Source organism: Burkholderia territorii (assembly GCF_902833055.1).
Taxonomy (GTDB): domain Bacteria; phylum Pseudomonadota; class Gammaproteobacteria; order Burkholderiales; family Burkholderiaceae; genus Burkholderia; species Burkholderia territorii.
Window position 1 is genome coordinate 19708 of the sequence record NZ_CADFEJ010000008.1, and the last position, 25721, is coordinate 45428.

23 protein-coding genes are annotated in these 25721 nt (G+C 66.7%); 19 read left to right on the forward strand and 4 right to left on the reverse strand.

The genetic code is table 11. The features are described from left to right. The first annotated feature begins 29 nt into the window (after positions 1–29). From HW466_RS16340 to HW466_RS16365, 6 genes are all read left to right on the forward strand, one after another. Positions 30–719 (forward strand): ABC transporter permease, encoded by a 690-nt coding sequence (locus HW466_RS16340; protein ID WP_059448816.1) that lies wholly within the window; start codon positions 30–32, stop codon positions 717–719. Further along, the gene (locus tag HW466_RS16345) at positions 716–1429 is read left to right on the forward strand and encodes an ABC transporter permease (RefSeq protein WP_059448815.1); all 714 of its coding nucleotides are present in this window, start codon (positions 716–718) and stop codon (positions 1427–1429) included. The genes HW466_RS16340 and HW466_RS16345 overlap by 4 nt, the downstream gene beginning before the upstream one ends. Before the next feature lie 33 nt (positions 1430–1462). Next, positions 1463–2230: an ABC transporter ATP-binding protein gene (locus HW466_RS16350; protein WP_059798806.1), complete on the forward strand. Its 768-nt coding sequence runs from the start codon at positions 1463–1465 to the stop codon at positions 2228–2230. A gap of 70 nt (positions 2231–2300) precedes the next feature. Then, a complete protein-coding gene (locus HW466_RS16355) occupies positions 2301–2735 on the forward strand; it encodes a cupin domain-containing protein (protein ID WP_059503739.1) in 435 nt (144 codons plus the stop codon). 307 nt (positions 2736–3042) lie between these two features. Then, positions 3043–3180, forward strand: a complete 138-nt coding sequence (locus tag HW466_RS16360; RefSeq protein WP_170296722.1) for an HHHH-motif protein — start codon at positions 3043–3045, stop codon at positions 3178–3180. A gap of 68 nt (positions 3181–3248) precedes the next feature. Then, positions 3249–3716 (forward strand): hypothetical protein, encoded by a 468-nt coding sequence (locus tag HW466_RS16365; protein WP_174905659.1) that lies wholly within the window; start codon positions 3249–3251, stop codon positions 3714–3716. Positions 3717–3835: 119 nt separating this feature from the next. Here the strand turns inward: HW466_RS16365 and HW466_RS16370 are convergent, their stop codons facing one another. Further along, on the reverse strand, positions 3836–5191 hold the full coding sequence (locus tag HW466_RS16370) for a polyhydroxyalkanoate depolymerase (RefSeq protein ID WP_059770663.1): 1356 nt from the start codon (positions 5189–5191) through the stop codon (positions 3836–3838). A 302-nt stretch (positions 5192–5493) separates the two neighbouring features. Here HW466_RS16370 and HW466_RS16375 point away from each other — a divergent pair, with 302 nt between their 5' ends. The 5 genes from HW466_RS16375 (at position 5494) to HW466_RS16395 (ending at position 11137) form a co-directional block, all read left to right on the forward strand. Then, positions 5494–6156, forward strand: a complete 663-nt coding sequence (locus HW466_RS16375; protein ID WP_060320489.1) for a glutathione S-transferase family protein — start codon at positions 5494–5496, stop codon at positions 6154–6156. A 233-nt stretch (positions 6157–6389) separates the two neighbouring features. After that, the gene (locus tag HW466_RS16380) at positions 6390–7640 is read left to right on the forward strand and encodes a Crp/Fnr family transcriptional regulator (RefSeq protein WP_151006133.1); all 1251 of its coding nucleotides are present in this window, start codon (positions 6390–6392) and stop codon (positions 7638–7640) included. A gap of 24 nt (positions 7641–7664) precedes the next feature. Beyond that, on the forward strand, positions 7665–8429 hold the full coding sequence (locus HW466_RS16385; RefSeq protein WP_147956869.1) for a flagellar motor protein: 765 nt from the start codon (positions 7665–7667) through the stop codon (positions 8427–8429). An 18-nt stretch (positions 8430–8447) separates the two neighbouring features. Beyond that, positions 8448–9125, forward strand: coding sequence for an OmpA/MotB family protein (locus HW466_RS16390; protein WP_060348063.1), 678 nt, complete (start codon positions 8448–8450; stop codon positions 9123–9125). A 149-nt stretch (positions 9126–9274) separates the two neighbouring features. After that, complete coding sequence (locus HW466_RS16395) at positions 9275–11137, forward strand: methyl-accepting chemotaxis protein (protein WP_151005981.1); 1863 nt, start codon at positions 9275–9277, stop codon at positions 11135–11137. 170 nt (positions 11138–11307) lie between these two features. Here the strand turns inward: HW466_RS16395 and wecB are convergent, their stop codons facing one another. Both wecB and HW466_RS16405 read right to left on the reverse strand, forming a co-directional pair. Beyond that, positions 11308–12525, reverse strand: coding sequence for a non-hydrolyzing UDP-N-acetylglucosamine 2-epimerase (gene wecB / locus HW466_RS16400; protein WP_151005980.1), 1218 nt, complete (start codon positions 12523–12525; stop codon positions 11308–11310). 617 nt (positions 12526–13142) lie between these two features. Then, positions 13143–13469, reverse strand: a complete 327-nt coding sequence (locus HW466_RS16405) for a hypothetical protein (RefSeq protein WP_174905660.1) — start codon at positions 13467–13469, stop codon at positions 13143–13145. A gap of 305 nt (positions 13470–13774) precedes the next feature. On the opposite strand from HW466_RS16405, the gene HW466_RS16410 reads away from it, so the two are divergent. The 8 genes from HW466_RS16410 (at position 13775) to HW466_RS16445 (ending at position 24197) form a co-directional block, all read left to right on the forward strand. Next, complete coding sequence (locus HW466_RS16410; RefSeq protein ID WP_151005979.1) at positions 13775–15310, forward strand: glycosyltransferase family 2 protein; 1536 nt, start codon at positions 13775–13777, stop codon at positions 15308–15310. Positions 15311–15313: 3 nt separating this feature from the next. Then, the gene (locus HW466_RS16415) at positions 15314–16309 is read left to right on the forward strand and encodes a bactofilin family protein (RefSeq protein WP_174905661.1); all 996 of its coding nucleotides are present in this window, start codon (positions 15314–15316) and stop codon (positions 16307–16309) included. An 11-nt stretch (positions 16310–16320) separates the two neighbouring features. Continuing rightward, positions 16321–17337 (forward strand): YaiO family outer membrane beta-barrel protein, encoded by a 1017-nt coding sequence (locus HW466_RS16420; RefSeq protein WP_174905662.1) that lies wholly within the window; start codon positions 16321–16323, stop codon positions 17335–17337. Between the two features lie 14 nt (positions 17338–17351). Continuing rightward, positions 17352–18140 carry a hypothetical protein gene (locus HW466_RS16425; RefSeq protein WP_151005655.1) on the forward strand — a complete coding sequence of 263 codons (789 nt, stop codon included), beginning with the start codon at positions 17352–17354 and terminating at the stop codon, positions 18138–18140. A gap of 279 nt (positions 18141–18419) precedes the next feature. After that, entirely contained in the window at positions 18420–20582 is a 2163-nt protein-coding gene (locus HW466_RS16430; protein WP_059503728.1) for a polysaccharide deacetylase family protein, read from the forward strand. 92 nt (positions 20583–20674) lie between these two features. Further along, positions 20675–21763: a hypothetical protein gene (locus HW466_RS16435; RefSeq protein ID WP_151005653.1), complete on the forward strand. Its 1089-nt coding sequence runs from the start codon at positions 20675–20677 to the stop codon at positions 21761–21763. 47 nt (positions 21764–21810) lie between these two features. Further along, complete coding sequence (gene glmS, locus HW466_RS16440) at positions 21811–23628, forward strand: glutamine--fructose-6-phosphate transaminase (isomerizing) (protein WP_151005651.1); 1818 nt, start codon at positions 21811–21813, stop codon at positions 23626–23628. 158 nt (positions 23629–23786) lie between these two features. After that, complete coding sequence (locus tag HW466_RS16445; protein ID WP_151005658.1) at positions 23787–24197, forward strand: TIGR02594 family protein; 411 nt, start codon at positions 23787–23789, stop codon at positions 24195–24197. A gap of 63 nt (positions 24198–24260) precedes the next feature. Here HW466_RS16445 and HW466_RS16450 read toward each other — a convergent pair whose 3' ends face one another. Beyond that, positions 24261–25709, reverse strand: a complete 1449-nt coding sequence (locus tag HW466_RS16450; RefSeq protein WP_151005280.1) for an efflux transporter outer membrane subunit — start codon at positions 25707–25709, stop codon at positions 24261–24263. Positions 25710–25721 lie beyond the last annotated feature (12 nt).

The window sequence follows — 25721 nt, forward strand, 5'->3', positions numbered from 1 at the left end:
GCGCCGCCCGTCTTTCTGGATACGCTCACATGATCTTCCAAGGATTTGGCCCGCTGTTGTGGGCCGGCACGGTCGAGACCGTGAAGCTCGCGGTGCTGTCGCTCGCCGCGTCGCTGATACTGGGCCTCGCGGGCGCGGGCGCGAAACTGTCGGCGAACCGCGTGCTCAAGTCGGTCGGCACGTTCTACACGACGCTGATCCGCGCGGTGCCCGATCTCGTGCTGATGCTGTTGCTGTTCTACGGGATCCAGATCCTGCTGAACAATGCGACCGACCTGCTCGGCTGGGATCAGATCGACATCGACCCGTTCGTGGCCGGCGTCGTGACGCTCGGCTTCATCTACGGCGCGTACTTCACCGAAACGTTCCGCGGCGCGTTCCTCGCGGTGCCGCGCGGCCAGCTCGAAGCGGGCTTCGCATACGGGATGAGCGGCTGGCGCGTGTTCCACCGGATCCTGTTCCCGCAGATGATGCGCTTCGCGCTGCCGGGCATCGGCAACAACTGGCAGGTGCTCGTGAAGGCCACCGCGCTCGTGTCGATCATCGGCCTGGCCGATGTCGTGAAGGCGTCGCAGGACGCCGGCAAGAGCACGCTCGATTTCTTCTTCTTCACGCTCGCGGCCGGTGCGATCTACCTCGCGATCACGACGGTGTCGAACGTCGTGCTGCACCACCTCGAGAAGCGTTATTCCGCCGGCGTCCGGAGGCTTGCACTGTGATCGAACTCGTCAGCCAGTACTGGCAAAGCTATCTCTACACCGACGGCTACCGCTTCAGCGGCCTCGCGATCACGCTGTGGCTGCTGGTCGTGTCGATCGCGCTCGGTTTCGCGCTGGCCGTGCCGCTCGCGATCGCGCGTGCATCGTCGAACCGCTGGATTTCCGGCCCGGTGTGGCTCTATACGTACGTGTTCCGCGGCACGCCGCTCTACGTGCAGCTGCTGATGTGCTACACCGGCATCTACAGCCTGCAGGTCGTGCACGATCACGTGCTGCTCGACACGTTCTTCCGCAACGCGATGAACTGCACGCTGCTCGCGTTCGTGCTGAACGAATGCGCGTACGCGACCGAGATCTTCGCGGGCGCGATCAAGGCGACGTCGGCCGGCGAGATCGAGGCAGGGATGGCCTACGGGATGTCGCGCTTCAAGCTCTATACGCGCATCATCCTGCCGTCCGCGCTGCGCCGCTCGCTGCCGAGCTACAGCAACGAGGTGATCCTGATGCTGCACGCGACGACGCTCGCGTTCACCGCGACCGTGCCCGACATCCTGAAGGTCACGCGCGACGTCAATTCCGCCACGTACATGTCGTTCCAGGCCTACGGCATTGCAGCCGTGCTGTACGCCATCGTCGTATTCGCGCTCATCTGGGCGTTCCGCAAGCTCGAGGCGCGCTGGCTCGCGTACCTGTCGCCGCGCGGCCATTAACGCATTCGCAAGATTCGCAAGGAAGGACCAAGCATGTACAAGCTCACCGTTGACAACCTGCACAAGAAATTCGGCGACAACGAGGTGTTGAAGGGCGTGTCGATGAAGGCGAAGGCCGGCGACGTGATCAGCATCATCGGCTCGAGCGGCTCCGGCAAGAGCACGTTCCTGCGCTGCATCAACTTCCTCGAGCAGCCGTGCTCGGGGCAGATCACGATCGGCAACGAGCCGATCGAGACCACGCGCGACCGCAGCGGCGCGCTGCGCGTGGCCGACCAGAAGCAACTGCAGCGCATGCGCACGAAGCTGTCGATGGTGTTCCAGCACTTCAACCTGTGGGCGCACATGACGGTGCTCGAGAACGTGATCGAGGCGCCGATGGCCGTGCTGGGGATTGGCAAGGAAGAGGCCGTCGCGCGCGCACGCAAGTATCTGGAGAAGGTCGGCCTCGCGCCGCGCGTCGAAGGCATGTATCCGTCTCACCTGTCGGGCGGCCAGCAGCAGCGCGTCGCGATCGCGCGCGCGCTCGCGATGGAGCCGGAGGTGATGCTGTTCGACGAACCGACGTCGGCGCTCGACCCGGAACTCGTCGGCGAAGTGCTGAAAGTGATGCAGAAGCTCGCCGAGGAAGGCCGCACGATGGTCGTCGTCACGCACGAGATGGGCTTCGCGCGCAACGTGTCGAACCATGTGATCTTCCTGCACCAGGGGAAGATCGAGGAGGAGGGCGATCCGCGGGAGATTCTCGTCAATCCGAAAAGCGAGCGGCTCGGGCAGTTTTTGTCGGGACGGCTCAAATAAGCGGGCGCTGCCGCAGCCTGGAACGCTAAATGCTTGTCCCGGATGACTCTGTCGACCGAGGAGCGCCGCGATGAGCACGCCGACCCCTACCGCGTTTTCCCACGTGAAGCCGCAAGACACCGCGTATCAAGGCGAAGGCCTGCGCGACTTCTTCCTGTATCGCGATCTCGGCATCGCGGCCGCGACGAACGGCAAGGTCATCGCGCAGCTCGTCAGGGCGAATCATGCACCGGCGGCGGGCACCGGCTGGCACCGTCACGAGGCCGAGTTCCACATCGTGATCATGCTGAAGGGCTGGGCGCGCTTCATGTACGGCGACCGCGAGACGCTGGTGAGCGCCGGCGACTGCGTGCACCAGGCGCCGGGAATCGTGCACTATCTGTTCGACTACTCGCCCGACATGGAGTATCTGGAGATCGTCGGGCCGGCCGATTTCAAGTCGATCGACGTCGAAGGGCCCTGCGAAGTGCCCGCGCCGACGCCGTGGGGCGACGCGGGCGCGTAGCCCCGTTCCTCCGTTCCGCCGTTGCTCCGCACGCGGGCATCCCCGCGTGCCTGCCAAAGACCGCCTTCCGGCGGTTTTTTTATTGGCCGCGTTCGGCGCTTCGTGCTGCTTCGGTCATTCGGTATCCCAAGCGTTCGCCGCGTAAGGAAATCGAAAAAATAGACGGCGATTCGTCAGCCGCGCGTGACGTTTCGTTACACGCTGTCAAAGATGGTCAATTCGCGACAGGTGCGGTGCACGGCGTGTCGGCACCCCGCGTTAAGGAGGGGACAGCCGGACCACCGGCTGCCCTACCCAGGAGAATGTCATGACCCGCATCGCGAAGATCCTGACCGTAACGGCCGTCGCCTGCGCCACGCTCGTGCCGGCACTGGCCGAAGCGCATTCGCACCGCGTGTGCCATTTCGATCATCACCACCACCGCGTGTGCCGCTGGGTCCATTGACCCGAGGCGCGGTATGCCCGGCATCGTGCCGGGACGTTTTTCCCATTCAGGCAAATCAGGAGAGGAATATGAAAAAGACGATGTTGATCGCCGCGCTCGTCGCGGGCATGGGCATGTCGATCGGTGCGTTCGCACAGGTTCCGGCCAGCGCGCCGGCCGGCACGACCGGGCTGTGCAAGGACGGATCGTTCTACTCGGGCGCGTCGAAGAAGGGGGCATGTGCCGGCCACAAGGGCGTGAAGACGTGGTACGGCGCATCGTCGGCCGCCGCGGCGAGCGCACCGGCCGCGGCCCCCGCGACCGCGGCTTCCGCTTCCGCCGCATCGGGCGCGGCCCCGGCGAAGAGCGCGCCCGCGACGACCGCGGCAGCGGCGCCCGGCGGCGGCGCGGGCAAGGTGTGGGTCAACGACAGCACGAAGGTCTACCACTGCTCGACCGACAAGTACTACGGCAAGACGAAGCACGGCAGCTACATGTCGGAAGCCGATGCGAAGGCGAAGGGCTATCACGCATCGCACGGCAAGGCCTGTTCGTAACGAGAGGTCGCGCGAGTCTTCGCGCTCGCGCCCTGCCCGGTATCGCGCCCCGCACCCGTGCGGGGCGATTCATTTGCACCGCCGACGTGCCGCGCCGAACGCCGCCATGCCGCGCGGGTTCAGTGCACGCGATCGGATTGCGTCGCGGTCGCCGCATCGTGCGTGGCCGCGCGCGCGTCGAGCAACGACCGCAGCGTCACGTAGCGCGCGCTGCTCGCGCTGCCGTCCGTGTCGGCGGTGCGATCGTACGGTTCGTTGTCGTGGATCGTCGCACGCACGATCGGATAGATCTGCGTCTCCCAACGGCTGCCGTTGAACACGCCGTAGTGGCCCACGCCCGTCTGCACGTGGTGCGTCTTCAGGTACGGCGGCAATCCCGAGCACAGCTCCTGCGCGGCCACTGTCTGGCCCACGGCGCAGATATCGTCCTTCTCGCCCTCGATCGTCAGCAGCGCGGTGCGGTGGATCGCGGCCGGTTCCACCAGCCGGCCGCCGACCATCAGCTCGCCGCGCGCGAGCGCGTATTGCTGGAACACTTTCTCGACCGTTTCCAGATAGAACTCCGCGGTGAGATCGGCCGTCGCGAAGTATTCGTCGTAGAAGTGGCGAAGCGTGTCGGCTTTCGCCGGGTCGCCTTTCGCGCGCTCGTAGTAGAGGTCCGCGAACGACGCGGCGTGGCGGTCGGGATTCATCGACATGAACGCGCCGACCTGCACGAAGCCCGGATACACGCACCGCTGCGCGCCGACGAAGCCGGCCGGCACGACACTGATCAGGTTGCGCGCGAACCATTCGATCGGCCGGCTCGTGGCGAGCGCATTGACCTTCGTCGGATTCACGCGGCAGTCGATCGGCCCCGCCATCAGTGTCAGGCTCGCGGGCTGGGTCGGATCGCCGGCGGCCGCCATCAGCGCGACCGCGGACAGCGCGGCGACGGTCGGCTGGCAGATCGCGAGCACGTGTGCGTCCGGGCCGATCTGGTGAATGAAATCGATCACGTGACCGACGTATTCGTCGAAGCCGAAACGCCCGGCCGAAAGCGGGATGTCGCGCGGGTTATGCCAGTCGGTGATGTACACGTCGTGATCGGCCAGCATCGTGGCGACCGTGCCACGCAGCAGCGTCGCGAAATGTCCGGACATCGGCGCGACGATCAGCACGCGCGGCTGGCGCGGAACCGGCCGCGTCTTGCGGAAATGCAGCAGCGTGCCGAATGGCGTGGCCGCCGCGGCTTCCTCGGCGATCGGCACCGATTCGCCGTCGACGACGACCGACGCAATGCCGAACGGCGGGCGCCGGTGCGAAAACGCGCAGCATTCGAGCAGTTCGCACAGTGCGTCTACCATGCGACCCGTCGGCGTGGCCGTGGCGGCCGGCCACAGCGACATCGTCGCGCGCGTGGCGACCGCCCATGCGCGCGCCGGGCGCAGGCATTCCGCAGACCATTGGTAGAGCGGATAGGCAAGCAGGTTCATGTCCGTCGCTCGTCGCGTCACGTTGCATTGACCGAGGCAAGCCGTGTGCCAGCGTGCGGCTGGCACGCGCGTTGCACGCGGTTCGCGCATGCGGCACCGCACGCGGTGACGCACGGGCCCCCGTGCAGCCGGACGGCCGAACGTCACACGCTGCTGCAGCGGTTCGGGATCACGGTCGTGCCGCCACGTCGTGCGGCGATGCGCCACTTCGGCGAACGCGCGGCACCGGCGTGGTGCGCTCGACGTGGCGCGGCGTGCGCTTTCGGTGCAGGGGCACGAACGGCAATCAGCAGGAGAGCGACATGGACTCTACCGGACAGACCACGTTGACCATCAGCAGCCGAAACTACTCGTCGTGGTCGATGCGCGGCTGGCTGCTCGCGAGGCTGAGCGGGCTCGTCTTCGAGACCGTCAGCGTGCCGATCGACGCGGCATCTCGCGCGGAGTTGCTGCTGCTGTCGCCTTCGATCCTCGTGCCGTGCCTGACGCACGACGGCAGCACGGTGTGGGACACGCTCGCGATCGCCGAGTACCTGAACGAAATCCGGCCGCAAGCGCGGCTGCTGCCCGACGACCGGCATGCACGCGCGCATTGCCGCTCGATCTGCGGCGAGATGCATTCCGGTTTCAGCGCGCTGCGCTCCGCGCTGCCGATGAACCTGCGCGCGCATTTTCCCGGTTTCCGGATCTGGTCGCGTGCGCAGCACGACATCGAGCGCATCGTGACGATCTGGCGAGAGTGTCTGACCGCGTATGGCGGCCCCTGGTTGTTTGGCGAGCAGATCGGTGTCGCCGATGCGATGTACGCGCCGGTCGTCACGCGCTTCCTGACCTACGACGTGAAACTCGAACCCGAAATCGCCGAGTACTGCATGCGCGTCCTCGCGCATCCGTTCGTCGCGGAGTGGATCGATGCCGCGAAAGCGGAGCATGAAGACATCGACGAACTGGACATGGAGTTCTGACGCGCGTCGCATCCGGGTGCATTGAATCGGACGCACGCACGTCGTTCGAAACGAATCGCCGGTGCGGCCGCGCAACTCGCAAACGTTTTACGTTGATTTTCGCCGGAAACGAGAACGAATTCCCTAAAGGATGCTGGGCCGATGACGTTAATCGGGCACGGAGACGACTGTCGATCGCATGCATCCGACATGCGACGCGCAGTCCGAAAATACAGCGCAGCAGGGGAACCAACTTGAACCGTCAGCAATCGTGGACGCGCACGGCCGCGCCCGGCGAGATCATCTACTCGGAGGGCTTCGCCGGCGAGCCCGTCATCTTTCTGATCGCCGACGGCAAGGTCGAGCTGTCGACGCGCTGCGAAGACAAGCGCGTCGTCGTCGCGACGCTCGGACGCGGCGAGTTCTTCGGCGAATCCGCGCTGCTTGCATCCGAGCCGCGCGCGCATACGGCGAAGGCGCTGTCGTTCTGCCAGCTCACGGTCGTGCCGGCCGCGCTGCTCGATGAGGAAATCGAGCACGTGTCCGCGCTGCTCCGTCATGTCGTGCGCACGATGATCCGGCGCGTGAAGCGCAAGGACGACCAGCTTGCGACTTATACGCACGCGGATTTCATGCCGGGCGTGCTGTCGTATGCGCATGTGCTGTCGCTGATGGCGGGTGCCGACACGCGCGGCGCGGACGACGCGTGGTCACGCCGGCCGATGCAGGCGCAGGCGGCCGAGGCGTCGGTGCCGCTCGCGGACGTGATTCGCCGCTGTCGCGCGATCGCCGGCCATTCGCGCCCGCACGTGCTGGCGATGCTGCGCCGCATGGAGAAGCTCAATCTCGTCACGATCGAAGCCGCGCAGGCCGACCATGCCGGCGGCGCGGCCGATTACACGGCGGCGTCGTCGGATGCGCGCCAGGTCGTTACGTTCGATGCCGCGCGCGTGATCGATCGCGCGCAGCAGGTTGCCGATCACGATCTCGACCTGTCGATCAACAGCGAACTCGAACTGATCGAGCTGGCCGATCTCGAAGCGCTGATCGGTGTCGACCGGAAGCTGCTGCTCAACAAGCTGTCGCACGGCGAGATCGCCGATGAAGTGTTCGCGTTCCGCAAGTCGAAGGTGCTCGGTTACGTCGAGCAAAAGGGTGTCGCGTATTTTTCGCGTCGCAGCCCGCGCGCCGGCGGCGACGTGCGCGCGCTCGAGGATATCGTGTGGGTCGACCAGCGCACGCTGTTCGACGTGATCAGCGCATTCGATACGTACGATCTCGCGAAGCTGATCGCGAGCCTCGACGATCGCGCGGTGGCGGACAAGCTGTTCTCCGTGATGACGGAAGCGCGGCGCAACGAGGTGTCGTGGGTGATGCGCCGCGAGCTGAAGCTCGACCCGATCGAGATCGAGGAAATCGAACGGCGCGTGCTCGATGCGGTGCGCGCGGCCAAGGCACCGGCGGCGGGCGCGGCGCCCATGCCGCTGGCTTCATCCGACGCGTAACGCGCGGCCCGACCGGAGACACCTATGGACCTGTTGACCCTGGCCGGCGTGCTGCTCGGCGGCGCGGCCATCGTGTTCGGCTTCGCACTCGAAGGCGGACATTTTTCGATGCTGTTCCAGTGCGAGGCACTCGTGATCGTGCTCGGCGGTACGCTCGGCGCGGTGATGATCCAGAACACGTGGGCGCGGTTCTTCGATGCGGTGAAGCAGTTGCGGCTCGCGTTCGTGCGGGCGCAGGAAGTCGACCGCAAACATCTGACCGACCTGCTGGAGTGGGGCGATCGCGCGAAGCTCGACGGCCTGCTCGCCTTCGAATCGATGGACGTGAGCGGCATCCATCCGTTCGCGCGGCGCGGGCTCGAGCTGCTCGCCAACGGCGTGTCGACCGCCGTGCTCGAAGACGCACTGCACCGCGAGCTCGACGCATACGAGCGCAGCCGGCTCGCGGCCGCGCGCGTGTGGCAGCAGGCCGGCGGCTATGCGCCGACGTTCGGCATTCTCGGCTCGGTGCTCGGGCTGGTTCAGGTGACGAGTCACATTCTCGAACCGGCACAGCTCGGCCCGGGCATCGCCGTCGCGTTCATCGCGACGCTCTACGGCCTCGCATTCGCGAACCTCGTGTTTCTACCGCTGTACGGCAAGCTGCGCGCGCAGATCGACAGCGAGCTGCGGTTCCGCAAGCTGTATCTCGACGGCCTGCTCGCGATCTCGCGCAAGGAGTCGCCGCATACGATCGAGACGCGGCTGACCGGCGACGTGCGCGGCCGCGCGGCGGAGTCGCTCGCATGACGCACCGGGAGCTTCGACATGACCGCTCGAACTGACGGCGCACGGGCGGCGCCGGCCGCCACCGATCACGACGACGAAACGGAAGGCACGCAGTCCGGACGCTGGCTGATTTCCTATGCGGATCTCGTCACGACGCTGATGGTGCTGTTTCTCGCGTTGTACGTGCTGCAGCTCGCCAAATACAACGCGCTCGATGCGCGCTATCGGACGCTCGCGCGGCACGACAGCGTGACCGCAAGCGCGTCCGATGCAGCGGTGCCTGCGCGTGCGCCCGCATGGCTGGCCTCGCTCGACGCGCTGAAATCGAACGGCCGCATCTCGCTTGTGCGCGCGCCGCACGCGATCGAGATCGGCATCGACGCGAAGGTTCTGTTCAACGTCGGCGATGCGCGTTTGCTGCCCGATGCGACGCCGGTGCTGAGCCAGATCGCGCAGGCGCTGAGCGAGCATGCGACCGGCGACATTCTCGTCGAAGGTCACACCGACAACGTGCCGATCGCGAATGCGAAATACGAATCGAACTGGGAGCTGTCGTCCGCCCGGGCCGGCAGCGTCGTGCGCTATCTGGCCGATCGCGGCGTCGCGCCGCACCGGCTCGCCGCGATCGGTCGCGCCGATACGCAGCCGCTCGTGGCGGGCGACGACGCGTCCGCGCGGGCGCGCAACCGTCGCGTGACGATCTTCGTCGCCTATTGAGCGCGCGATCCTCGGCCACCGTGCGACGAACGGCCGTCACCGACATATCCGATCCCGCATGACGAACATGTGAATCGCACGATGCGATTCCGCGCGCGCCTGCCGATAACCCAGGCTGGCTCAGACCGAGCGGTTATCGAGGGTATCCCATGCATTTCTGGCGCAAGCTGTCCATTCAGAGCAAGCTGATTCTCAGCATGACGAGTTGCCTGCTCGTGTTCGTCGCGATCTCGAGCGGGTTGAGCGTTCGTCTGATCGGCAACGCCGTGCGCGATCGCATCGTTCGCGGGGAGTTGCCGACGGCCGTCAGCGGCATTCGCGCCGACGTGCAGCGGCAAATGGCCGGGCCGATCGCCGCGTCGCGCGTGCTCGCACGCGATGCGTTCCTGCTGCAATGGGAAGCCGACGGCGAACCCGACGCCGGCACGCGCAACTGGATCCAGCTGGCGACGAACGTGAAAGGCGAGCAGAAGGCGGCGTCCGTGCAATGGGTGTCGGTGAAGAGCGGAAACTACTACAACGAGGCCGGCCTGCAGCGCAAGGTCAGCGACCAGGATCGGTGGCTGACCGACTTCCTCGCATCGGGCAAGACTTACGACGTGAACATGGATCGCGAGGTCACGGCCGGCGGCTACATGATGTTCATCAACAGCCGCGTGGAGCTCGACGGCAAGCCGGTCGGCGCGACCGGCATGAGCCTGTCCGTCGATGCGCTCGCGAAGGGGATCGCCGCGTACCGGATCGGCGATACCGGGTTCGCGTATCTCGTGCGGCCCGACGGCGCGATCATGATGCATCGCGATACGTCGCTGATCGACGGCAAGCACTTCCTGAAGGACGAACCGGGGCTGCCCGGCGATGCATCGTCGACGCTGCTGGCCGGCAAGCCGTATGCATTCCTGGGCTACGACGGCGACGGCGGTGCGCGCTTCATCGCGACGTCGTTCATTCCGGAGCTGAATGCGTACGTGGTCGTGGAGGTGCCGCAAGCCGAACTGCTCGGCCCCGTGACGCGTGCGATTCGCAGCGCGGCGCTGGTCGCCGCGATCGCGGGCCTCGGCGTCGCGCTGGTCGTGATCTGGCTGGTCGGACGCGCGATCGCCGCGCCGATTCGCCGCGCGGCGACGCTGCTGTCGGAGATCGCGAGCGGGCAGGGCGACCTGACGCGCCGGATGACGGTCGAGAGCGAGGACGAGATCGGCCAGCTGTCGGACGCGTTCAACCGCTTCGTGTCGTCGTTGTCGACGCTGGTTCACCGGATTCGCGCGGCGTCCGCATCGATCGCGACCGGGTCCGCGCAGATCGCGTCGGGCAATGCGGACCTCAGCGAGCGGACCGAAGGGCAGTCGAGCAACCTCGAGCGAACGGCTTCGTCGATGGAGGAAATCACGGCGGTCGTCCGCAACAACACCGAGACCGCGACGACGGCCGCGAAGCTGATCACCGGCGCATCCGATACGGCGATGCGCGGCGGGCACGTCGTGGGCGAAGTCGTGACGACGATGGAGCAGATCAGCGACGCGTCGCAGCGCATCTCCGAGATCATCGTGATGATCGACAGCATCTCGTTCCAGACGAACATCCTCGCGTTGAATGCAGCGGTCGAGGCCGCACGCGCCGGCGAGCAGGGACGCGGGTTCGCGGTCGTTGCGTCGGAAGTGCGCAACCTCGCGCAGCGCAGCGCGCAGGCGGCGAAGGAGATCAAGGCGTTGATCGAGCACAGCGCGGGGACGGTGAGCGCCGGGACGCGGCTCGTCGGCGAGGCCGGGGCGGTGATGCGCGACGTCGTATCGCAGGTGCAGGGCGTCAGCGCGATGATGAGCGAGATCGCCGAGGCGAGCCTCGAACAGAGCGCCGGCATCGACCAGATCGGCGATGCGGTGCAGTCGCTCGATCAGATGACACAGCAGAATGCGGCGCTGGTGGAGGAAAGCGCGGCGGCAGCCGAAAGCCTGCGGCAGCAGGCGGCGGAACTGACGCGACTCGTATCGGCATTCAAGGTGGATGAGTGAAGCGCGTGCGACGTTAGAATGATGCGCTTCCGAGGGCGTCGGTCGCGGGATCTGGCGGGCGTCCTCGCTGTCGGCGCGGCGATCGCACGGCGCGCCACGACGAGCGACGGGCGGCGACATCGCGCATCACTGCCCGCCGCGCCCGTCGGAAAATTGCCAACCGATCCGTTTCAAGGCGACCGCAACGCCTGCAACCCGAGCGTGAGCGCGTTGAACGGCATCTCCGCGGCCCCCAGCGAAAAGCTCGTCGCGTTCGCGGTCGCCCCGGGCGAATGCATCAGCGCGTGAACGATCCGCTCGCTCGCATGCCCGTCGCCATACGGATTGCTCGCGCGTGCCATTTCCTCGTAAGCGCTCTCGCTGTCGAACAGCCGCGACGCTTCCCAGACGATTCGCTCCTGGTCCGTGCCGACGAGCCGCGCGGTGCCGGCCTGGATCGCTTCGGGCCGCTCGGTCGTCTCGCGCGTGACGAGCACCGGCTTGCCGAGCGCGGGCCCTTCTTCCTGGATGCCGCCCGAATCCGTGATGATGAAATGCGCGCGCGACATCAGGAATACGAATGAAAGATATTCCTGCGGTTCGATCAGGTAGATGTTCGGCACGCTGCCGAGCAGCGCGCGCGCCGGCTCGCGCACGTTCGGATTCAGGTGCAACGGATAGACGAACTGCGCATCGCGATAGCGGTTCGCAAGCGCGCAGAGCGCCTCGCAGAAATGCCGAAACGGCTCGCCGAAGCTCTCGCGACGATGGCCGGTGATCAGCACGACACGGCGGGACGGATCGAGGAAGGGAAAGCGCGCGGCGATCTTGTGGTTGAGCGCGATGTCGCGGTCGAGCATGCGTTTGACGTCGTGCAGCGCATCGATCACGGTGTTGCCCGTCATCACGACCGCGCCAACCGGCACGCCTTCGCTGAACAGGTTGTCGCGCGCCTGGCCGGTCGGCGCGAAATGCCACGACGATACGGCATCGGTCACGCGGCGATTCAATTCCTCGGGCCACGGCGACCAGATGTCGCCGCTGCGCAGGCCCGCCTCCACGTGCCCGACCGGCAAGTAGCGGTAGAACGCCGCGAGGCTGACCGCCAGCGTCGTCGTCGTGTCGCCGTGCACGAGGACGACGTCGGGGCCGAAGTCGTCGAAGACGATCCCGATCGCCTGCAGAATGCCGGTCGTCACGTCGGTCAGCGTCTGGCCCTGGCGCATCAGGTTGAGATCGTAGTCGGGCTGGATGGCGAACAACGTGAGGACCTGATCCAGCATTTCCCGATGCTGGGCGGTAACGCACACGCGGGCGTCGACATCCTTGCGCGACTTCAGCGCGCGGACGAGCGGCGCCATCTTGATGGCTTCCGGCCGAGTCCCGAATACAAGCAAGATCTTCTTCATCGTTATCCTCGTTGAGCATCTTCGCGCCGGAAGGCCCGGCACCCGGCGCCAAGCCTGGTTGCAGGCGACTCGTCCCGTCCTCTCATGCGGCCGCGCCGGCCGGCGTCGGCCGCGCGACATTCAGCGCAGGGGCGGGCGAGCGCACCGTTCTTGTCCGCGCGGTCTCCGCCGCGCAATCGTCGGACTACGGTCGTCCCCTTGCATCTGTTCCATCGCGTCACGTCATGAGCGTTCCTCACTGTGTCGATCGCCACGTCCTTGCGTCACACGATTCGCGTTGCCGCACGCCGTCGCACCGGGAAGGTGATCCCGCTTTCGATACAGCAATATTCAAACCAGCGGCCCGTGCGTCCGGCTCCGATTCGCGCGGCACGCGCGGTTCGTTGCGGAACGTTTCACAACTGCTACGGACGCCGCATTGCCGAAGCGGCGCGATACAGATAAACGGGCGACCATTCGCGCGGGGCGGTCTGGCTGCGTCATTCGAAGAATCGCGGTGCGGCTCGAGCGTCGACTGCCCATCGAACGGCGTCCATCTTTCGAAGCGCTTTGAATCGCTTTGCTATGCGAATTTCGTCTGGGCAATGAAAGGTGTGTCGCCAATGATCCGCATCGGATCACGGACGAATGATTCGTCCGTCGTACCGCATCGTCAGCGCTGCCCGAGCCGACAGGCCGGAAATGTTGCGTATCTGTAACGCGCGGCCCGAATGCGGCGGGCGGGCCCGCACGATGGCCTTCCGGCGCGCGCCGCAGCGGCAGCGTGCACCTTGCCCGGCCGTGGTCAGCGCGATGGCGATTCGCGACTGACCGCGTCTCGAAGCCGCATCGCGCGACGCAGCACTCGTGCGATGAACAGACGATTCGCCGCGCAACGCGAACGGATCGCGATGCCGATGGCCCATGCAGTGCCAAAAGCTGATTCGCCGGTGAATCAAAAACACCCGGCCGCCGCTCCGGCCGCGCCCGGTGCCTCAACGCCGGCCCTTGCCGCACGGGGCACGGCGGCCGATGGCTCGCCGCTTGCTTGTTCTGGGCGGACACGTGCGTTCCGACATGTTCCAACGACAGCCTGCGAAGCGGGACGCCAAAGCAACGAATCCGGGAAGCGGCACCGCACTTTCGTCCGGCGAGGAAAACGTTCGCACTTGCACGACGGACGTGCGGCCGCTTCCCGTTCACATCGGCGCGATTCACGGCCCGGGCACGAACGCACGGCCGCCATCGTCGCCGGCTCGGGGGCCAGGACATGAAGAACCGTCGGACGGTGTCGCTCTGCGTCGAAGGCATCCTGCTGTTGATCGTGCTGGCCTGCTCGCAGGTCGTGCACGACACCGCATCGCGCCCGTTCGCCGAGGCGGCGCGCATCGGCGTGCCCGCTGCCGGCGCGGCCGAACGTAGCGCCGCCTATGCCGGGGCCGCGCCGCGCGCGGTGCGCGCGTCGACCAAAGCGGACGCTCTGCTCGAACCGGCGCCGGCCGATACCGCACCGGTGGCGTTCGGTCCCGGTGTGCTTCTCATCCCCTGTGTCGCGTACCTGTGGCTGTTCACGCTCCTGACCTGCGTCTATGCGGCGCGGCATTACGTGTTCAGTCTCGACCGCCTGTTCAAGCCGCAGCGTGCGCCTTATCGGGCGGTTACCCACGGCGATTGGCCGAGGCTCACGGTGTTCGTCGCCGCGCACAACGAAGAAGCGGTCGTCGTCGATTGCCTGATGGCCCTGCTCGCGACGACCTATCCGCACGACCGGCTGACGATCATTCCGGTCAACGACCGCTCGACCGACAACACGCGCGCACTGATCGACGAAGTGCGGGCGCTCGCCCCCGAGCTCATCAAGCCGTTTCACCGCGAGAGCGGCAAGCCCGGCAAGGCGGCCGCGCTGAAGGACGCGTTGCGCTTCATCCGCGGCGACATCATGGTGGTGTTCGATGCCGATTACCTGCCGCGTCCCGGATTGTTGAAGGAACTCGTCGCGCCGTTCTTCGATCCCGAAGTCGGCGCGGTGATGGGCCGCGTCGTGCCGCAGAACGCCGACAGCAACCTGCTCGCGCGGTTGCTCGATCTCGAGCGCGCGGGCGGCTATCAGGTCAACCAGCAGGCGCGCAACAACCTGAACCTCGTGCCGCAGTACGGCGGCACGGTCGGCGGCATCCGCAAGAGCGCGCTCGATGCGGTCGGCGGCTGGTGCGACGACATGCTCGCCGAGGATACCGACATGACCTATCGGCTGCTGTTGAGCGACTGGCGCACGGTGTATCTGAACCACGCGGAATGCTATGAGGAAGTGCCCGAGCGCTGGGCGGTGCGCGCGCGGCAGCTGACGCGCTGGGCAAAGGGGCACAACCAGACGCTGCTGCGCTATCTCGGCCCGGTATTGCGCAATCCGCTGATCTCGCGGCGCTGCCGGCTGGACGGCGCACTGCTGCTCGGCGTGTTCCTGATGCCCGCGCTGCTCGCGATCGCGTGGGGCACCGCGATCACGCTCTATCTGCTCAACGGCGTCAACTCGACGACGCTTGGTCTGATCGTTTCGCTGTTCGCACTGTTCGCGTTCAGCACTTTCGGCAACTTCGGCGTGTTCTTCGAAATCGTCGTCGCCGCGCGGCTCGACGGGCGCGCGACACGCCTGCGGCTGGTGCCGGTCAACGTGGTCGGCTTTTGCGTGACGATCGCGGCCGTGGTCTCCGCGCTTTGGGGGCTCGTGCTCGACGCCGCGTTGCGCCGCGAACTGAAATGGGACAAGACCGAGCGTTTTCGCCGGCAACTGAAACCGGGGCGGTGAACGATGACGACCTTCAATGTGATGGTGCCGGTGGCTGGCGTGCTGAGCCTGCCGTTCCTGCCGCTGCTGCACGAGTTGATCCGGCGCAGCGACGTGGCGGCGCTGCCGATCGGCGACGGGCCGTTCGTCGACCAGGCGCTGCTTGCCGCGCGCTGGCGCGGTGCGCTGCGCGTGCATGCGGGCGCAGCGCGGCCGGCCGATTCGTCCGCGCTGCCGCCGTGGCACGCGCTCGGGCTCGTGGTGCGGCATGACGACGAGATCCGCATCGTGCGCGACGCGCATTGCGATGACGTGCTGTATGCGGATCGCACGATCGCGCTCGATCGCGGTGCGCGAGCGACGTATGCGTTCGCCGAGCAGCGCATCGACGTTCATGCCGGCGCGACGATCGGCATGCTCGCGCACGCGCCGCATATCGACGTCGACAGCGCGGTGCTGCGTGGCGTGGTGGTGGGCGGGACGGTGCACCTGCACGGCGCCGGCGGCTTCGCGTGCCTGTACGGCGAGCCGATCGTTTTCGGCAACGCGCCGGTGCCGCCGGCAGACGACGCGGCGGTCGCACCGCGCCGCGCGATCTCGCTGACGCGCCACTTTTCCAGAATGCCGCATCGCTACGTGCACGGCCGCTATCTGCTGCCCTGCGACGTGCGTCTGCCCGCACATACCGTCGTGCAGGGCAACCTCGTCGTGGACGGCACCCTGGTGCTCGGCGACGGCTGCGTGTTGCGCGGCAGCGTCAAGGCGCATCGCGTCGAGCTGGAGCGCCACGCATTGCTGCACGGTTCGGTGTTCGCGCGGGACGACGTGCTGCTCGCCAGCGGCAGCTGCATCGACGGCGTCGTGTCGGCCGGTGGCCTGCTGCGCCTGACCGGCGCGCGCATCGGCGCAGCCGGCCATCCCGTCAGCGCGTGCGCGCGCGATGTCTCGATCGTCGGCCATGCGTGCGTGCACGGCGATCTCGTCGCATGCCGCAGCGGCTGGTTCCACGCATCCCGTTAAGGAGCGCCTCCATGTCCGATCGTTCCCGCCGGCGCGGCTCGCGCGCACAGGTCGCCGCACTGGCGGTGCTGTGCGGCGTTGCCGTCGGCCCGCTGCCGGTGCGCGCGGCGCAGCCGGATGATGCCGGCGTGCCGGTACCCGCTCCGCCCCCCGATGCCGCCGCGCCCGTCATCGTGCCGCGCACCCTCGACGCGCCCGCGTTCGTGCGCGTGTCCGCCGACGGTTTGCCGGACGGCACGCAGCTCGCCGAATTCTCGCCTGACGATACGAACCGGCCGCCGTTGCCCGATGCCGTGATCGCGCACGTGCAGGCGCCGAGCGAACCGCATGCGGAGATGTCGCTCGGCGTGTCCAGCGCGCACCTGACGCACGGGTATGGCGACTGGTACGGCGTGCACGTGCGCGGCGTCTATCAGGACGGCGGCCGCACGCTACTCGGCGAGCTGGCGCAACTGCATCGCTTCGGCGAAAACACGCAGCTCGGCGCACTGACGTACGTGCAGGACCTCGGACCGGACTGGTTCGGCGGCATCGGTTTTTCCGGCACCACGTCCGGGACGCTCCTGCCGAGCGCGCGCGTCGATCTCTCGATCAATCGCAAGCTGCTGTCCAACCGGTCGCTGATCGTGTCGCTGGGCGCCGGCTATGCATGGAACCGCAGCGGCCACCGGGATCAGCTGTATCACGCGGGCTTGATCTGGTATGCGCTGCCGAAGTGGATCTTCGAGGCGGGGACGAACTACACGGTCGATTCGCCGGGCTCGGTGAAGGCGCCGCAATACTACGGCGCCGTCACCTACGGCGAGGTCGGGAAGAGCGTGATCGTGCTGCGTGGCGGGTTCGGCCGCGAGGCGTACCAGGTCACCGGATCCGGTGCTCAGATCGCCGATTTCCGCAGTCACGAAGTGATCGCGAAATGGCGCTACTGGTTCACGCGCAAGTGGGGCACGCAGGTCGAGTTCGACTATTACCATAACCCCTACTATTCACGGGTCGGCGGCGAGCTGAGCGTGTTCTATCGCTGGTAACGGGAACGGGCGCCATGCAGACGCATCCCGTCCGTCCAGCCGTCGACCGTTCTCTGCGGACCCACCCGCATCCGCAGCGCTGGCTGATGTCGATCGTCTTGCTCACGCCGATGCTCTATGCGTCGCTGTGGCTCGGTCTGCCGCTCGCGTGGCGCTACTGGCGTGCGGTCATGGCGTGGGGCGCGCACGAGATCGATCCGGCACTGCACGTGATCGTGATCGGCTACCCGCCCGATGCGCCGCGCGTCCCGCTGCTGTCGATCGACCTCGCCGCCCGGATGCCGAGCGGGACGCAGCTGGCCGCGACCGCCGCGCTGTGCGCGGCCGGCTTCGCCGCGTCGTTCTTCCGGCGTGCGAACTGGTTGCCCGTTGCATATCTGTTACGTATCGCGAGCTTCACGCAGCTGCTGATCTGCGCGTATTTCTGGCTCGCGCCGGGCGCATTCCCGTACGTGCCGATGCTGCATCTGCGCGACATGTTCGTGCTGCACGGCGCGGCCATCACGCTGATTCCGCTGGTGATGGCGGCGCTTTACTATCCGCTCGATTTCACGCCGCTGCAAAAGCTCGGCGCTTCGCTTCTCGTGCTTGGCTACTTCGTGCTCGCACTGCCGTTCGTGATGCTGCTGCATGCGGCCGTGATCCATCATGGTTCGTTGCTGTTTCTGCCGTTCTGCTATTTCCTGCTCGGCGGCCCGCTGCTGATCGGCCTGCTCGTCACGCTCTACACCTACTGCGCGAGCTGGCCCGGTTCGCTGACGAATCCGTCCAACGATTCGCGCGAAACGCCGCCGTATCAGTGATGAAACGATTCGGCCGCGTTTTTCGCCGCACCGCACGGCACGCGATGCACGGAGCGAGCACGACAGGGCTTCCGGAGCCAATGGCACGTTGTTCGCTTCTCCGTCCGTGTCGCATCGATTCCTTTTCGACGAAGAAAACGGCCCGGCCGCCGCTGGCCCGCGTCGTTCGATGCTCGACGAACTGGGCAGCCGCACACATCTACCGGGCAAGGCGGGCCGAGCTGGCGGCGCGCTCATCGCTGCTGTGGCGCCACCCATTCCTTAAGCGAGGAGCACACCATGTTGGCAAAGTCAGGCAAGTTCTTGCGGATCCTGTTAGCGCTATTCGCGCTGGCGTTCGCATTCAGTCCGGGCGGCGTTCAAGCAGCCACCAACCAGCTTCTGCTGTTGGTGCCCGACACGCTGACGCTGCCTGATTCCCGCGTGTCCGCGTGGCTCGATACGGCACAGGAAGAGGGGTTGCAGATCACGGTCATGACCGACAGCCAGTTCATGGCCGCCGGCGCTTCGCTGTCGCAGTATCCGGGCCTGATCCTGCCGGATCAGGTCCATACGACGGCCGCCGACGCGCTCGTGACGGCGATCCAGAACTACGCGCTGAACGGCGGAAAGGTGATGCTCGTCTACGATTTCGGCGTACTGAATTCCGCCGGCTTCTATGTGAGCCCGAAGTCTCGTTTCAGCAACATGGTCGGTGTCGATTACGTGTTGTACGACCAATACGGCGGCAACATGATCGGCCTCGGCAACGTGACGGGCATGAGCAGCTGGCTGCGCACGCTGCAGGTGCCCCCCGGCAAGTCGATGGCATGGACGACGACTTCGGCGACCACGGCCGCCAGCCCTACGACCTCGCTTGCGTCGACGAGCAGCTCCGGCTCGTCGACGACGTCGGCGTCGACATCGACATCGACGTCGGGCAGCGCGCTGTTCCTGGCCGCCAGCCCGTCGAACCCGGGCGGCCTCGCGAATTACAACCACAATGCGTGGTTCCAGTACACGACGCCTCCCACGGGCAGCGGCGTGCTGAGCCAGACACTCCCGAAGCTGACCGGCACCGTCACCGGCAAACTGAAGAAGACGACCACGTATAGCGCCGGCTCGCTGCTGAGCACGGCGACCGGCAAGACGGCCAACACGCTTGCGTCCACGCTGGCGACCACGACCGACACGCTCGAAGGCATCTCCGGCTACGTGTACGGCTTCCTGACCTACCCGAGCTTCGTCACGCAGGGTACGTATTCCGGCACGACGATCCTGACGTCGCCGACGTTCGGGCTGGTGTCGGGCTACAACCCGTACGGCAACGGCGGCGTGCTGTTCGTCAACCTGCCGCTCGCCTACCTCGACGGCCAGACCGACGGCATGCTGATCCACGGCTACCTGCATTATTTCGGCACGCAGATGCTGAACCTGCCGTCGCTGTCGCCGCTGCCGAAGGCGCAGGCCGGCCTCGTGTTCAACTGGCACTTCTGCGCGGGCGACCAGATCCAGCCGGCGCTCCAGCTGAAGAACCTCGGCGTGTGGAACAACGGACCGTTCTCGCTCGTGATTACCGCCGGCCCCGACGAAGCGACGTTCGGCGACGGCAACGGCATCAATCTCGCGAACAACCCGACCGCGCAGAATCTCGTGAAGTATTTCGTGAGCAAGGGCCAGCACGTCGGCAGTCACGGCGGCTGGATCCACGACTACTGGGGCGCGAATGCGAGTGAAACCAACGCGAGCACGTTCACGCAGTACCTCGTGATGAACCATCAGGCGGTCCAGGCCGCGACCGGCCTGCCGGATGTCGAGTACGCGGCACCGGAAGGCAACACGCCGACCTGGTCGGTGAACTGGCTCGAAAGCAATGGCTTCAACGGGTACTACTTCACCGGTCATACCGGCTCGGCACCGACCCGCGCATACCGCAACGGCGCGATGCTGAACCCGGGCCTGTGGGCTTACCCCGTGATGCCGTTCGGCAAGTACGCGACGTTCGAGGAGTTCCAGCAATACGCGGTGCCGACGACCGACGTGAACAACTGGTACGCAGCGCTGATGAACTTCGTCGTCGCGAACCGCACGAGCCGCCTGATCTATGCGCACCCGCTCGGCGCGTCGTCCTATACGTCGACGCTGTCCGCGATCTTCTCGCAAGCCAATACGCTGAAGCTGACCGGGCAGTTCCGCTGGTACACGATGACCGATATAACGACCTTCGACCGGGCGCGCCTGAACGTCACGTGGTCGGCCACCGACACGGGTAGCGGCTGGGCATTCTCCGCCAGCCACCCGACGAGCCTGACGAACATGACGTGGCTGCTGCCGAAGGCCGCGTATGGGTTGCCGATCATCACGCAAGGCAGTGGCAGCGTGAGTATCACCGACTCGACGTACTGGCTCGTGACCGCGAACAGCGGCACCAGCCTGAAGTTCACCAGCGCCAAGGTGCACTGAGCCGCAACGTCGAACCACTCGCCGGCGCGCGACGCGGCCAACGCCGCGCCCGGCGGGAATTGCGCAGGACTACCGCGCAGGAGCCCCCGATCATGAACCGGCCCGCGCTTTTCCCGGCCGCACGCGCGTGCGTGGCGGCCCTTGTCAGGTTGTGCCATGCATGGCGCGTTGCCTGCTGCGTCGCCGCGTGCTGCGCCGTGCCTCTCGCGGGCGCCGCGGAACTTCAGCTGAACGGGTTGTATCAATGCCCGGACGGCGCGATCACCGTGCGCCTGAACGGCGCCGGCATCGATCCATATTTCGCGGCGAAGGCGCTGCTTGCCGCCGCCGACACCCGGATGGACGCCCGCCAGGCCGCGCTTGCGTGGATCGCATGGGTGTTGCCGCGCCAGCGTCTCGACGGCGGCTTCGACCGTTACTGCGTGAAGGCAGGGGTGGCTGCATCGTGCGCGGAAGCCGATGCGGACGACGCGATGATGGCGACCTGGATCGAGCTGCTCGCGCGCTTTGCGCCTCCCGACGGGATGCCGGCTGCCTGGGAACTGAGCCTGAACCGCGCGGGCGCGCACCTGGACACGTTGCTCGACAAGGCGAGCGGCGTCTATCAGATCTCGTCGACGCTGCACGTCGCGCTGCTGATGGACAACGTCGAGGTGCACAGCGCGTTCCAGGCGCTTGCCGCGTATTACGTGCGACGCGGCGATTACGCGCGTGCGGGGCCGTGGAGCCAGCGCGCCGACCGGCTGTCGTCCGCGATCGTCAAGGTGTTCTGGCGCGGCACGCAATCCGGCTTTCGCGCAAGCACGCAGAAGATCAGCGACACGAGCTTCTATCCGGCGAAAGTCGCGCAGATATTCCCGATCCTGTCCGGCATCCAGGTGCCCGATCAGTCGAACGAGACGATCTATGCGCAGTGGATGCAGAAGTACGGCAAGACGTGGATGCAACTGGCCGGCTCCGATTTTCCGTGGGGGCTGATCGCGCTGGTCGCATTCAAGATGAACGACTGGGGCACCGTCGCCTGCTGGTATGCGCGCTCGGGCCCGTACCGTCATGGCGCGCACTGGAACGTACTGGAGGAGGCGTTGTATCTGGCATTCGAAAGCCGGATGGCCGACCCGCTCGCGCCCGCCACATGCGGGTTCACGACGGCGGAGGTATCGGTGAGCGGGTCGCGCTGACACGACGGCGCCTGGTCGAGGAACGGAAACAGGGAAGGAGACGTGTCATGTGTGGCATCGTCGGCGCGGTCGCGCAACGGAACATCGTTCCGGTTCTGATTGAAGGTTTGCGCCGCCTCGAATATCGCGGCTATGATTCATGCGGCGTGGCGACCGTCGTCGACGGCCAGGCGCGCCGCGAGCGCAGCGTGTCGCGCGTTGCAGATCTCGACGCGCACGTGCGCAGCGCCGGGCTGTCCGGCAGCACCGGCATCGCGCACACCCGATGGGCCACGCACGGCGCGCCCGCGACCTGCAATGCGCATCCGATCTTCTCGTGCGACGAAATCGCGCTCGTGCACAACGGCATCATCGAGAATCACGAAACGTTGCGCAGGCAACTTGCGGACGAGCATTACCAGTTCGACGGCCAGACCGACACCGAGGTCGTCGCCCATCTGATTCACAGCAAGTATCGCGGCGACCTGCTCGCCGCCGTGCGCGATGCGACGTCGCAGCTGCACGGCGCATACGCGATCGCGGTGTTCAGCAAGCACGAGCCGCAGCGTCTGATCGGCGCGCGGGTCGGCTCGCCGCTCGTCGTCGGCCTGAAGGATGACGAATGTTTTCTCGCATCCGACGCACTCGCGCTCGCCGGCATCACCGATCGGTTCATCTTTCTCGAGGAAGGCGACATCGTCGAATTGACGCCGGGCGGCGTGCGCATCCTCGAACGCGGCGGCACGCCGGTCGAGCGCCCGGTTCAGACCGTCTCGTCGGCGCAGGCCGTGGTCGAGCTCGGGCCTTACCGGCATTTCATGCAGAAGGAAATTTTCGAGCAGCCGCGGGCCGTGGCCGCCACGATTCCGGATGCGGGTCTGTTCGACCCGGCGATATTCGGCCCGGACGCCGCGCGCGCGTTCGAACAGATCGACAACGTGCTGATTCTCGCGTGCGGCACGAGTCACTATTCCGGCCTGACCGCGCGCCGCTGGCTCGAGACGATCGCGCGCCTGCCCGCGCAGGTCGAGATCGCGAGCGAATACCGTTACAGCGACGCGCTTGCGCTGCCGAACACGCTCGTGGTCAGCGTGTCGCAATCCGGCGAGACCGCCGACACGCTCGCCGCGCTCAAGTATGCGCAGGCGCTCGGCCACATCGATACGCTGGCGATCTGCAACGTGCCGACCAGCGCGATGATGCGGCAGACGAGCCTGCGGTTCCTGACGCGCGCCGGCCCGGAAATCGGCGTCGCGTCGACCAAGGCATTCACGACGCAGCTCGTCGCGTTGTTCATCTTGGCCGTGACGCTCGGCCGGCTGCGCGGCTACGTCGACGATGCGCAGCTCGCGCGCTATACGACGCAGTTGCGGCGGCTGCCCGGCGCGCTCGAGGACGTGCTCGCGCTCGAACCGCAGATCGAGCGCTGGGCCGCGGAATTCTCGCGGCACGAGAACGCGCTGTTCCTCGGGCGCGGGCTGCATTACCCGATCGCGCTCGAAGGCGCGTTGAAGCTGAAGGAGATTTCGTACATCCACGCGGAAGCGTATCCGGCCGGCGAGTTGAAGCACGGGCCGCTCGCGCTCGTGACGCACGCGATGCCGGTCGCGACGATCGCGCCGAACGACGCGCTGCTCGAGAAGCTCAAGTCGAACATGCAGGAAGTACGCGCGCGCGGCGGGCAGCTGTACGTATTCGCGGATGCCGATACGCGGATCGACAACGGTGAAGGCGTGTCGGTGTTGCGAATGCCGGATTACTACGGGCTGCTGTCGCCGATTCTGCACGTCGTGCCGTTGCAGCTGCTTGCGTATCACGCGGCCTGCCTGCGCGGCGCGGATATCGACAAGCCGAGGAATCTCGCGAAATCGGTGACTGTGGAGTGACGGGAAAGGGGCGGTTCCGGAACGGCAGGCCCGAACGAAGTCGAAAAAATCTTCCGCATTCGTGCGAAGATTGACGACCCGTTCCGACCACCGCACCCGAGACCGTCGTGACCCGATCGAACCCCGCGAGCAACCCGCAAGCCGGCCATCCGCCGTGGATGGCCATCGCACTCGCCGAGCTGGGCATTCGCCGCTTCCCGCCCGGCAGCATCAATCCGCGCATCGTCGAATACAACAACCACACGAATCTCGTCGGCTACGACGACAAGATTTCCTGGTGCTCGTCGTTCGTCAACTGGTGCATGACGCATGCCGGCATTCGTGGCACCGGGTCGGCGCTCGCGCGTTCGTGGCTCGACTGGGGGCGGCCGCTGGAGCGTTCGGTGTACGGCTGCATCGCGATCTTGACGCGCGACGACCCCGCGAGCTGGAAGGGGCATGTCGGGTTCTATCTGCGTCACGACGACGAGCATGTGTACCTGTTCGGCGGCAATCAACTCGAAGAGGTGCGCGAGCTTGCGTATCCGGCAAGCGAGGTGATCGGATACCGGTGGCCGGACGCGGGCTGATCGCGGCGCACGCGCGGCATCCGGTGCGCGGACGACGGCGCCGCCGTCCAGGGGCGACCGCGGTCAATCCCGCGCGGCGGGGGCCGCGACGGCCACCGCCTGCGCTTCACCTGCCGCATCGTTCCTGCTCCACCCGCCGCCGAGCGACCGATACAACGCGACTGCCGCCAGCGCATGCTCGCGCCTGACCTGATTGAGCGCGTCCGAATCCCGCAAATACACCTCCTGCGCCGACAGCACGTCCAGAAAATCCGTCGCGCCGCTCTTGTAGAGCTGGTTCGCGAGCCCGAGCGCCTTGTCCGACGCGGCAAGCGCGCTGTCGAGCCGGCGCGTCGCTTCATCGCTGCTGACGAGGTTCGCACGCGCATCCTCGACTTCCCGCAGCGCCTGCAGCATCGTCTGCCGCAACCCGAGCTCGGATTCGCGCATCCGGCTTTCGCTTTGCGTGATGTCGGCGGTGATTCGGCCGGCATTGAAAATCGGGCTCGTCGCACTCAGCGCCGCGCTGAACAGGTTGTCGGTCAGCGTCGGCAACCCGAGATACGATGCGGCCAGAATCCCGTCCGTCAGGTTCAGCGAGAACTTCGGATACCGCTCCGCCTTCGCGACGCCGACCTGCGCCGCGCGCCGCTCGACCTGTGCGTAAGCGGCGAGCACATCCGGCCGGCGCAGCAGCGCCTGCGACGGCAGCGTGGCGGGCGACCCGGCAGGCGGCGCCGGAATCGCGCCGGCCTGCGCAAGCAGGAGCCGGTCGATCGACTCCGGCGTGCGGCCCGAATACACGGCAATCAGGTTGAGCTGATGCGCGATCTGCGCGCGCGTCGGCGGAATCCGGGCTTCGAGCGCATCGAGCTGGTTTTGCGCGCGCGTGACGTCGAGTTCCGTCGACAGCCCGAACGCCTGCCGCTTGCGCGTGAGTTCGAGCGCATGCCGGCGGATCGCCGCGTTGTCCTGCAGGATCGTCAGTTCCTGCTGCGCCCAGCGCAGATCGACATAGGCCGACGCCGCATCGGCCGCGAGCGCGAGCCGCATCGCGTCTTCCGCGTGCTGTTGCCCGACCAGTTCGGCCTGCGCGGCCAGCAGGTCGAGCCGTTCGCCGCCGAATACGTCCGGCGACCAGCTCAGCGCGAGTCCGGCGCCCGCCTGCCGCACATAGCCGAGCGGCGGCGGCGTGTTCTGGCGCGCGTCGGACGCACGGGCGGTCGCGTCGAGTTCCGGCAGCAACACCGCGCGCTTCTGCACGGTCAGCGCCTGCGCCTGCTTCACGCGCTCGGCAGCGGCTTGCAGATCGAGATTGCCGTCGAGCACGGTCGCGATCAAGCGGTCGAGCACGGGATCGTTGAACTGCGCCCACCACGCGGCGGCGTCGATGTCCGCATGCGGCACGTCGGTGTCCCATGCGGCTGGCGCGAGCGATCGAACGGAATCGGGCAGCGCGGGATGCTGCGCGGGCTGCACCGCGCACCCTGCGGCGAATGCGCTGACGGCCAGCGCGACGAGTAGCTTTTTCATGATGATGACCTT

Excerpts from the sequence above, each read along its gene's own strand:
- HW466_RS16340 (WP_059448816.1), top strand. The coding sequence starts at position 30 with ATGATCTTCCAAGGATTTGGCCCGCTGTTGTGGGCCGGCACGGTCGAG.
- HW466_RS16350 (WP_059798806.1), top strand. The coding sequence starts at position 1,463 with ATGTACAAGCTCACCGTTGACAACCTGCACAAGAAATTCGGCGACAAC.
- HW466_RS16355 (WP_059503739.1), top strand. The coding sequence starts at position 2,301 with ATGAGCACGCCGACCCCTACCGCGTTTTCCCACGTGAAGCCGCAAGAC.
- HW466_RS16360 (WP_170296722.1), top strand. The coding sequence starts at position 3,043 with ATGACCCGCATCGCGAAGATCCTGACCGTAACGGCCGTCGCCTGCGCC.
- HW466_RS16365 (WP_174905659.1), top strand. The coding sequence starts at position 3,249 with ATGAAAAAGACGATGTTGATCGCCGCGCTCGTCGCGGGCATGGGCATG.
- HW466_RS16370 (WP_059770663.1), bottom strand. The coding sequence starts at position 5,191 with ATGAACCTGCTTGCCTATCCGCTCTACCAATGGTCTGCGGAATGCCTG.
- HW466_RS16375 (WP_060320489.1), top strand. The coding sequence starts at position 5,494 with ATGGACTCTACCGGACAGACCACGTTGACCATCAGCAGCCGAAACTAC.
- HW466_RS16385 (WP_147956869.1), top strand. The coding sequence starts at position 7,665 with ATGGACCTGTTGACCCTGGCCGGCGTGCTGCTCGGCGGCGCGGCCATC.
- HW466_RS16390 (WP_060348063.1), top strand. The coding sequence starts at position 8,448 with ATGACCGCTCGAACTGACGGCGCACGGGCGGCGCCGGCCGCCACCGAT.
- HW466_RS16395 (WP_151005981.1), top strand. The coding sequence starts at position 9,275 with ATGCATTTCTGGCGCAAGCTGTCCATTCAGAGCAAGCTGATTCTCAGC.
- wecB (WP_151005980.1), bottom strand. The coding sequence starts at position 12,525 with ATGAAGAAGATCTTGCTTGTATTCGGGACTCGGCCGGAAGCCATCAAG.
- HW466_RS16410 (WP_151005979.1), top strand. The coding sequence starts at position 13,775 with ATGAAGAACCGTCGGACGGTGTCGCTCTGCGTCGAAGGCATCCTGCTG.
- HW466_RS16415 (WP_174905661.1), top strand. The coding sequence starts at position 15,314 with ATGACGACCTTCAATGTGATGGTGCCGGTGGCTGGCGTGCTGAGCCTG.
- HW466_RS16420 (WP_174905662.1), top strand. The coding sequence starts at position 16,321 with ATGTCCGATCGTTCCCGCCGGCGCGGCTCGCGCGCACAGGTCGCCGCA.
- HW466_RS16425 (WP_151005655.1), top strand. The coding sequence starts at position 17,352 with ATGCAGACGCATCCCGTCCGTCCAGCCGTCGACCGTTCTCTGCGGACC.
- HW466_RS16430 (WP_059503728.1), top strand. The coding sequence starts at position 18,420 with ATGTTGGCAAAGTCAGGCAAGTTCTTGCGGATCCTGTTAGCGCTATTC.
- HW466_RS16435 (WP_151005653.1), top strand. The coding sequence starts at position 20,675 with ATGAACCGGCCCGCGCTTTTCCCGGCCGCACGCGCGTGCGTGGCGGCC.
- glmS (WP_151005651.1), top strand. The coding sequence starts at position 21,811 with ATGTGTGGCATCGTCGGCGCGGTCGCGCAACGGAACATCGTTCCGGTT.
- HW466_RS16445 (WP_151005658.1), top strand. The coding sequence starts at position 23,787 with ATGGCCATCGCACTCGCCGAGCTGGGCATTCGCCGCTTCCCGCCCGGC.
- HW466_RS16450 (WP_151005280.1), bottom strand. The coding sequence starts at position 25,709 with ATGAAAAAGCTACTCGTCGCGCTGGCCGTCAGCGCATTCGCCGCAGGG.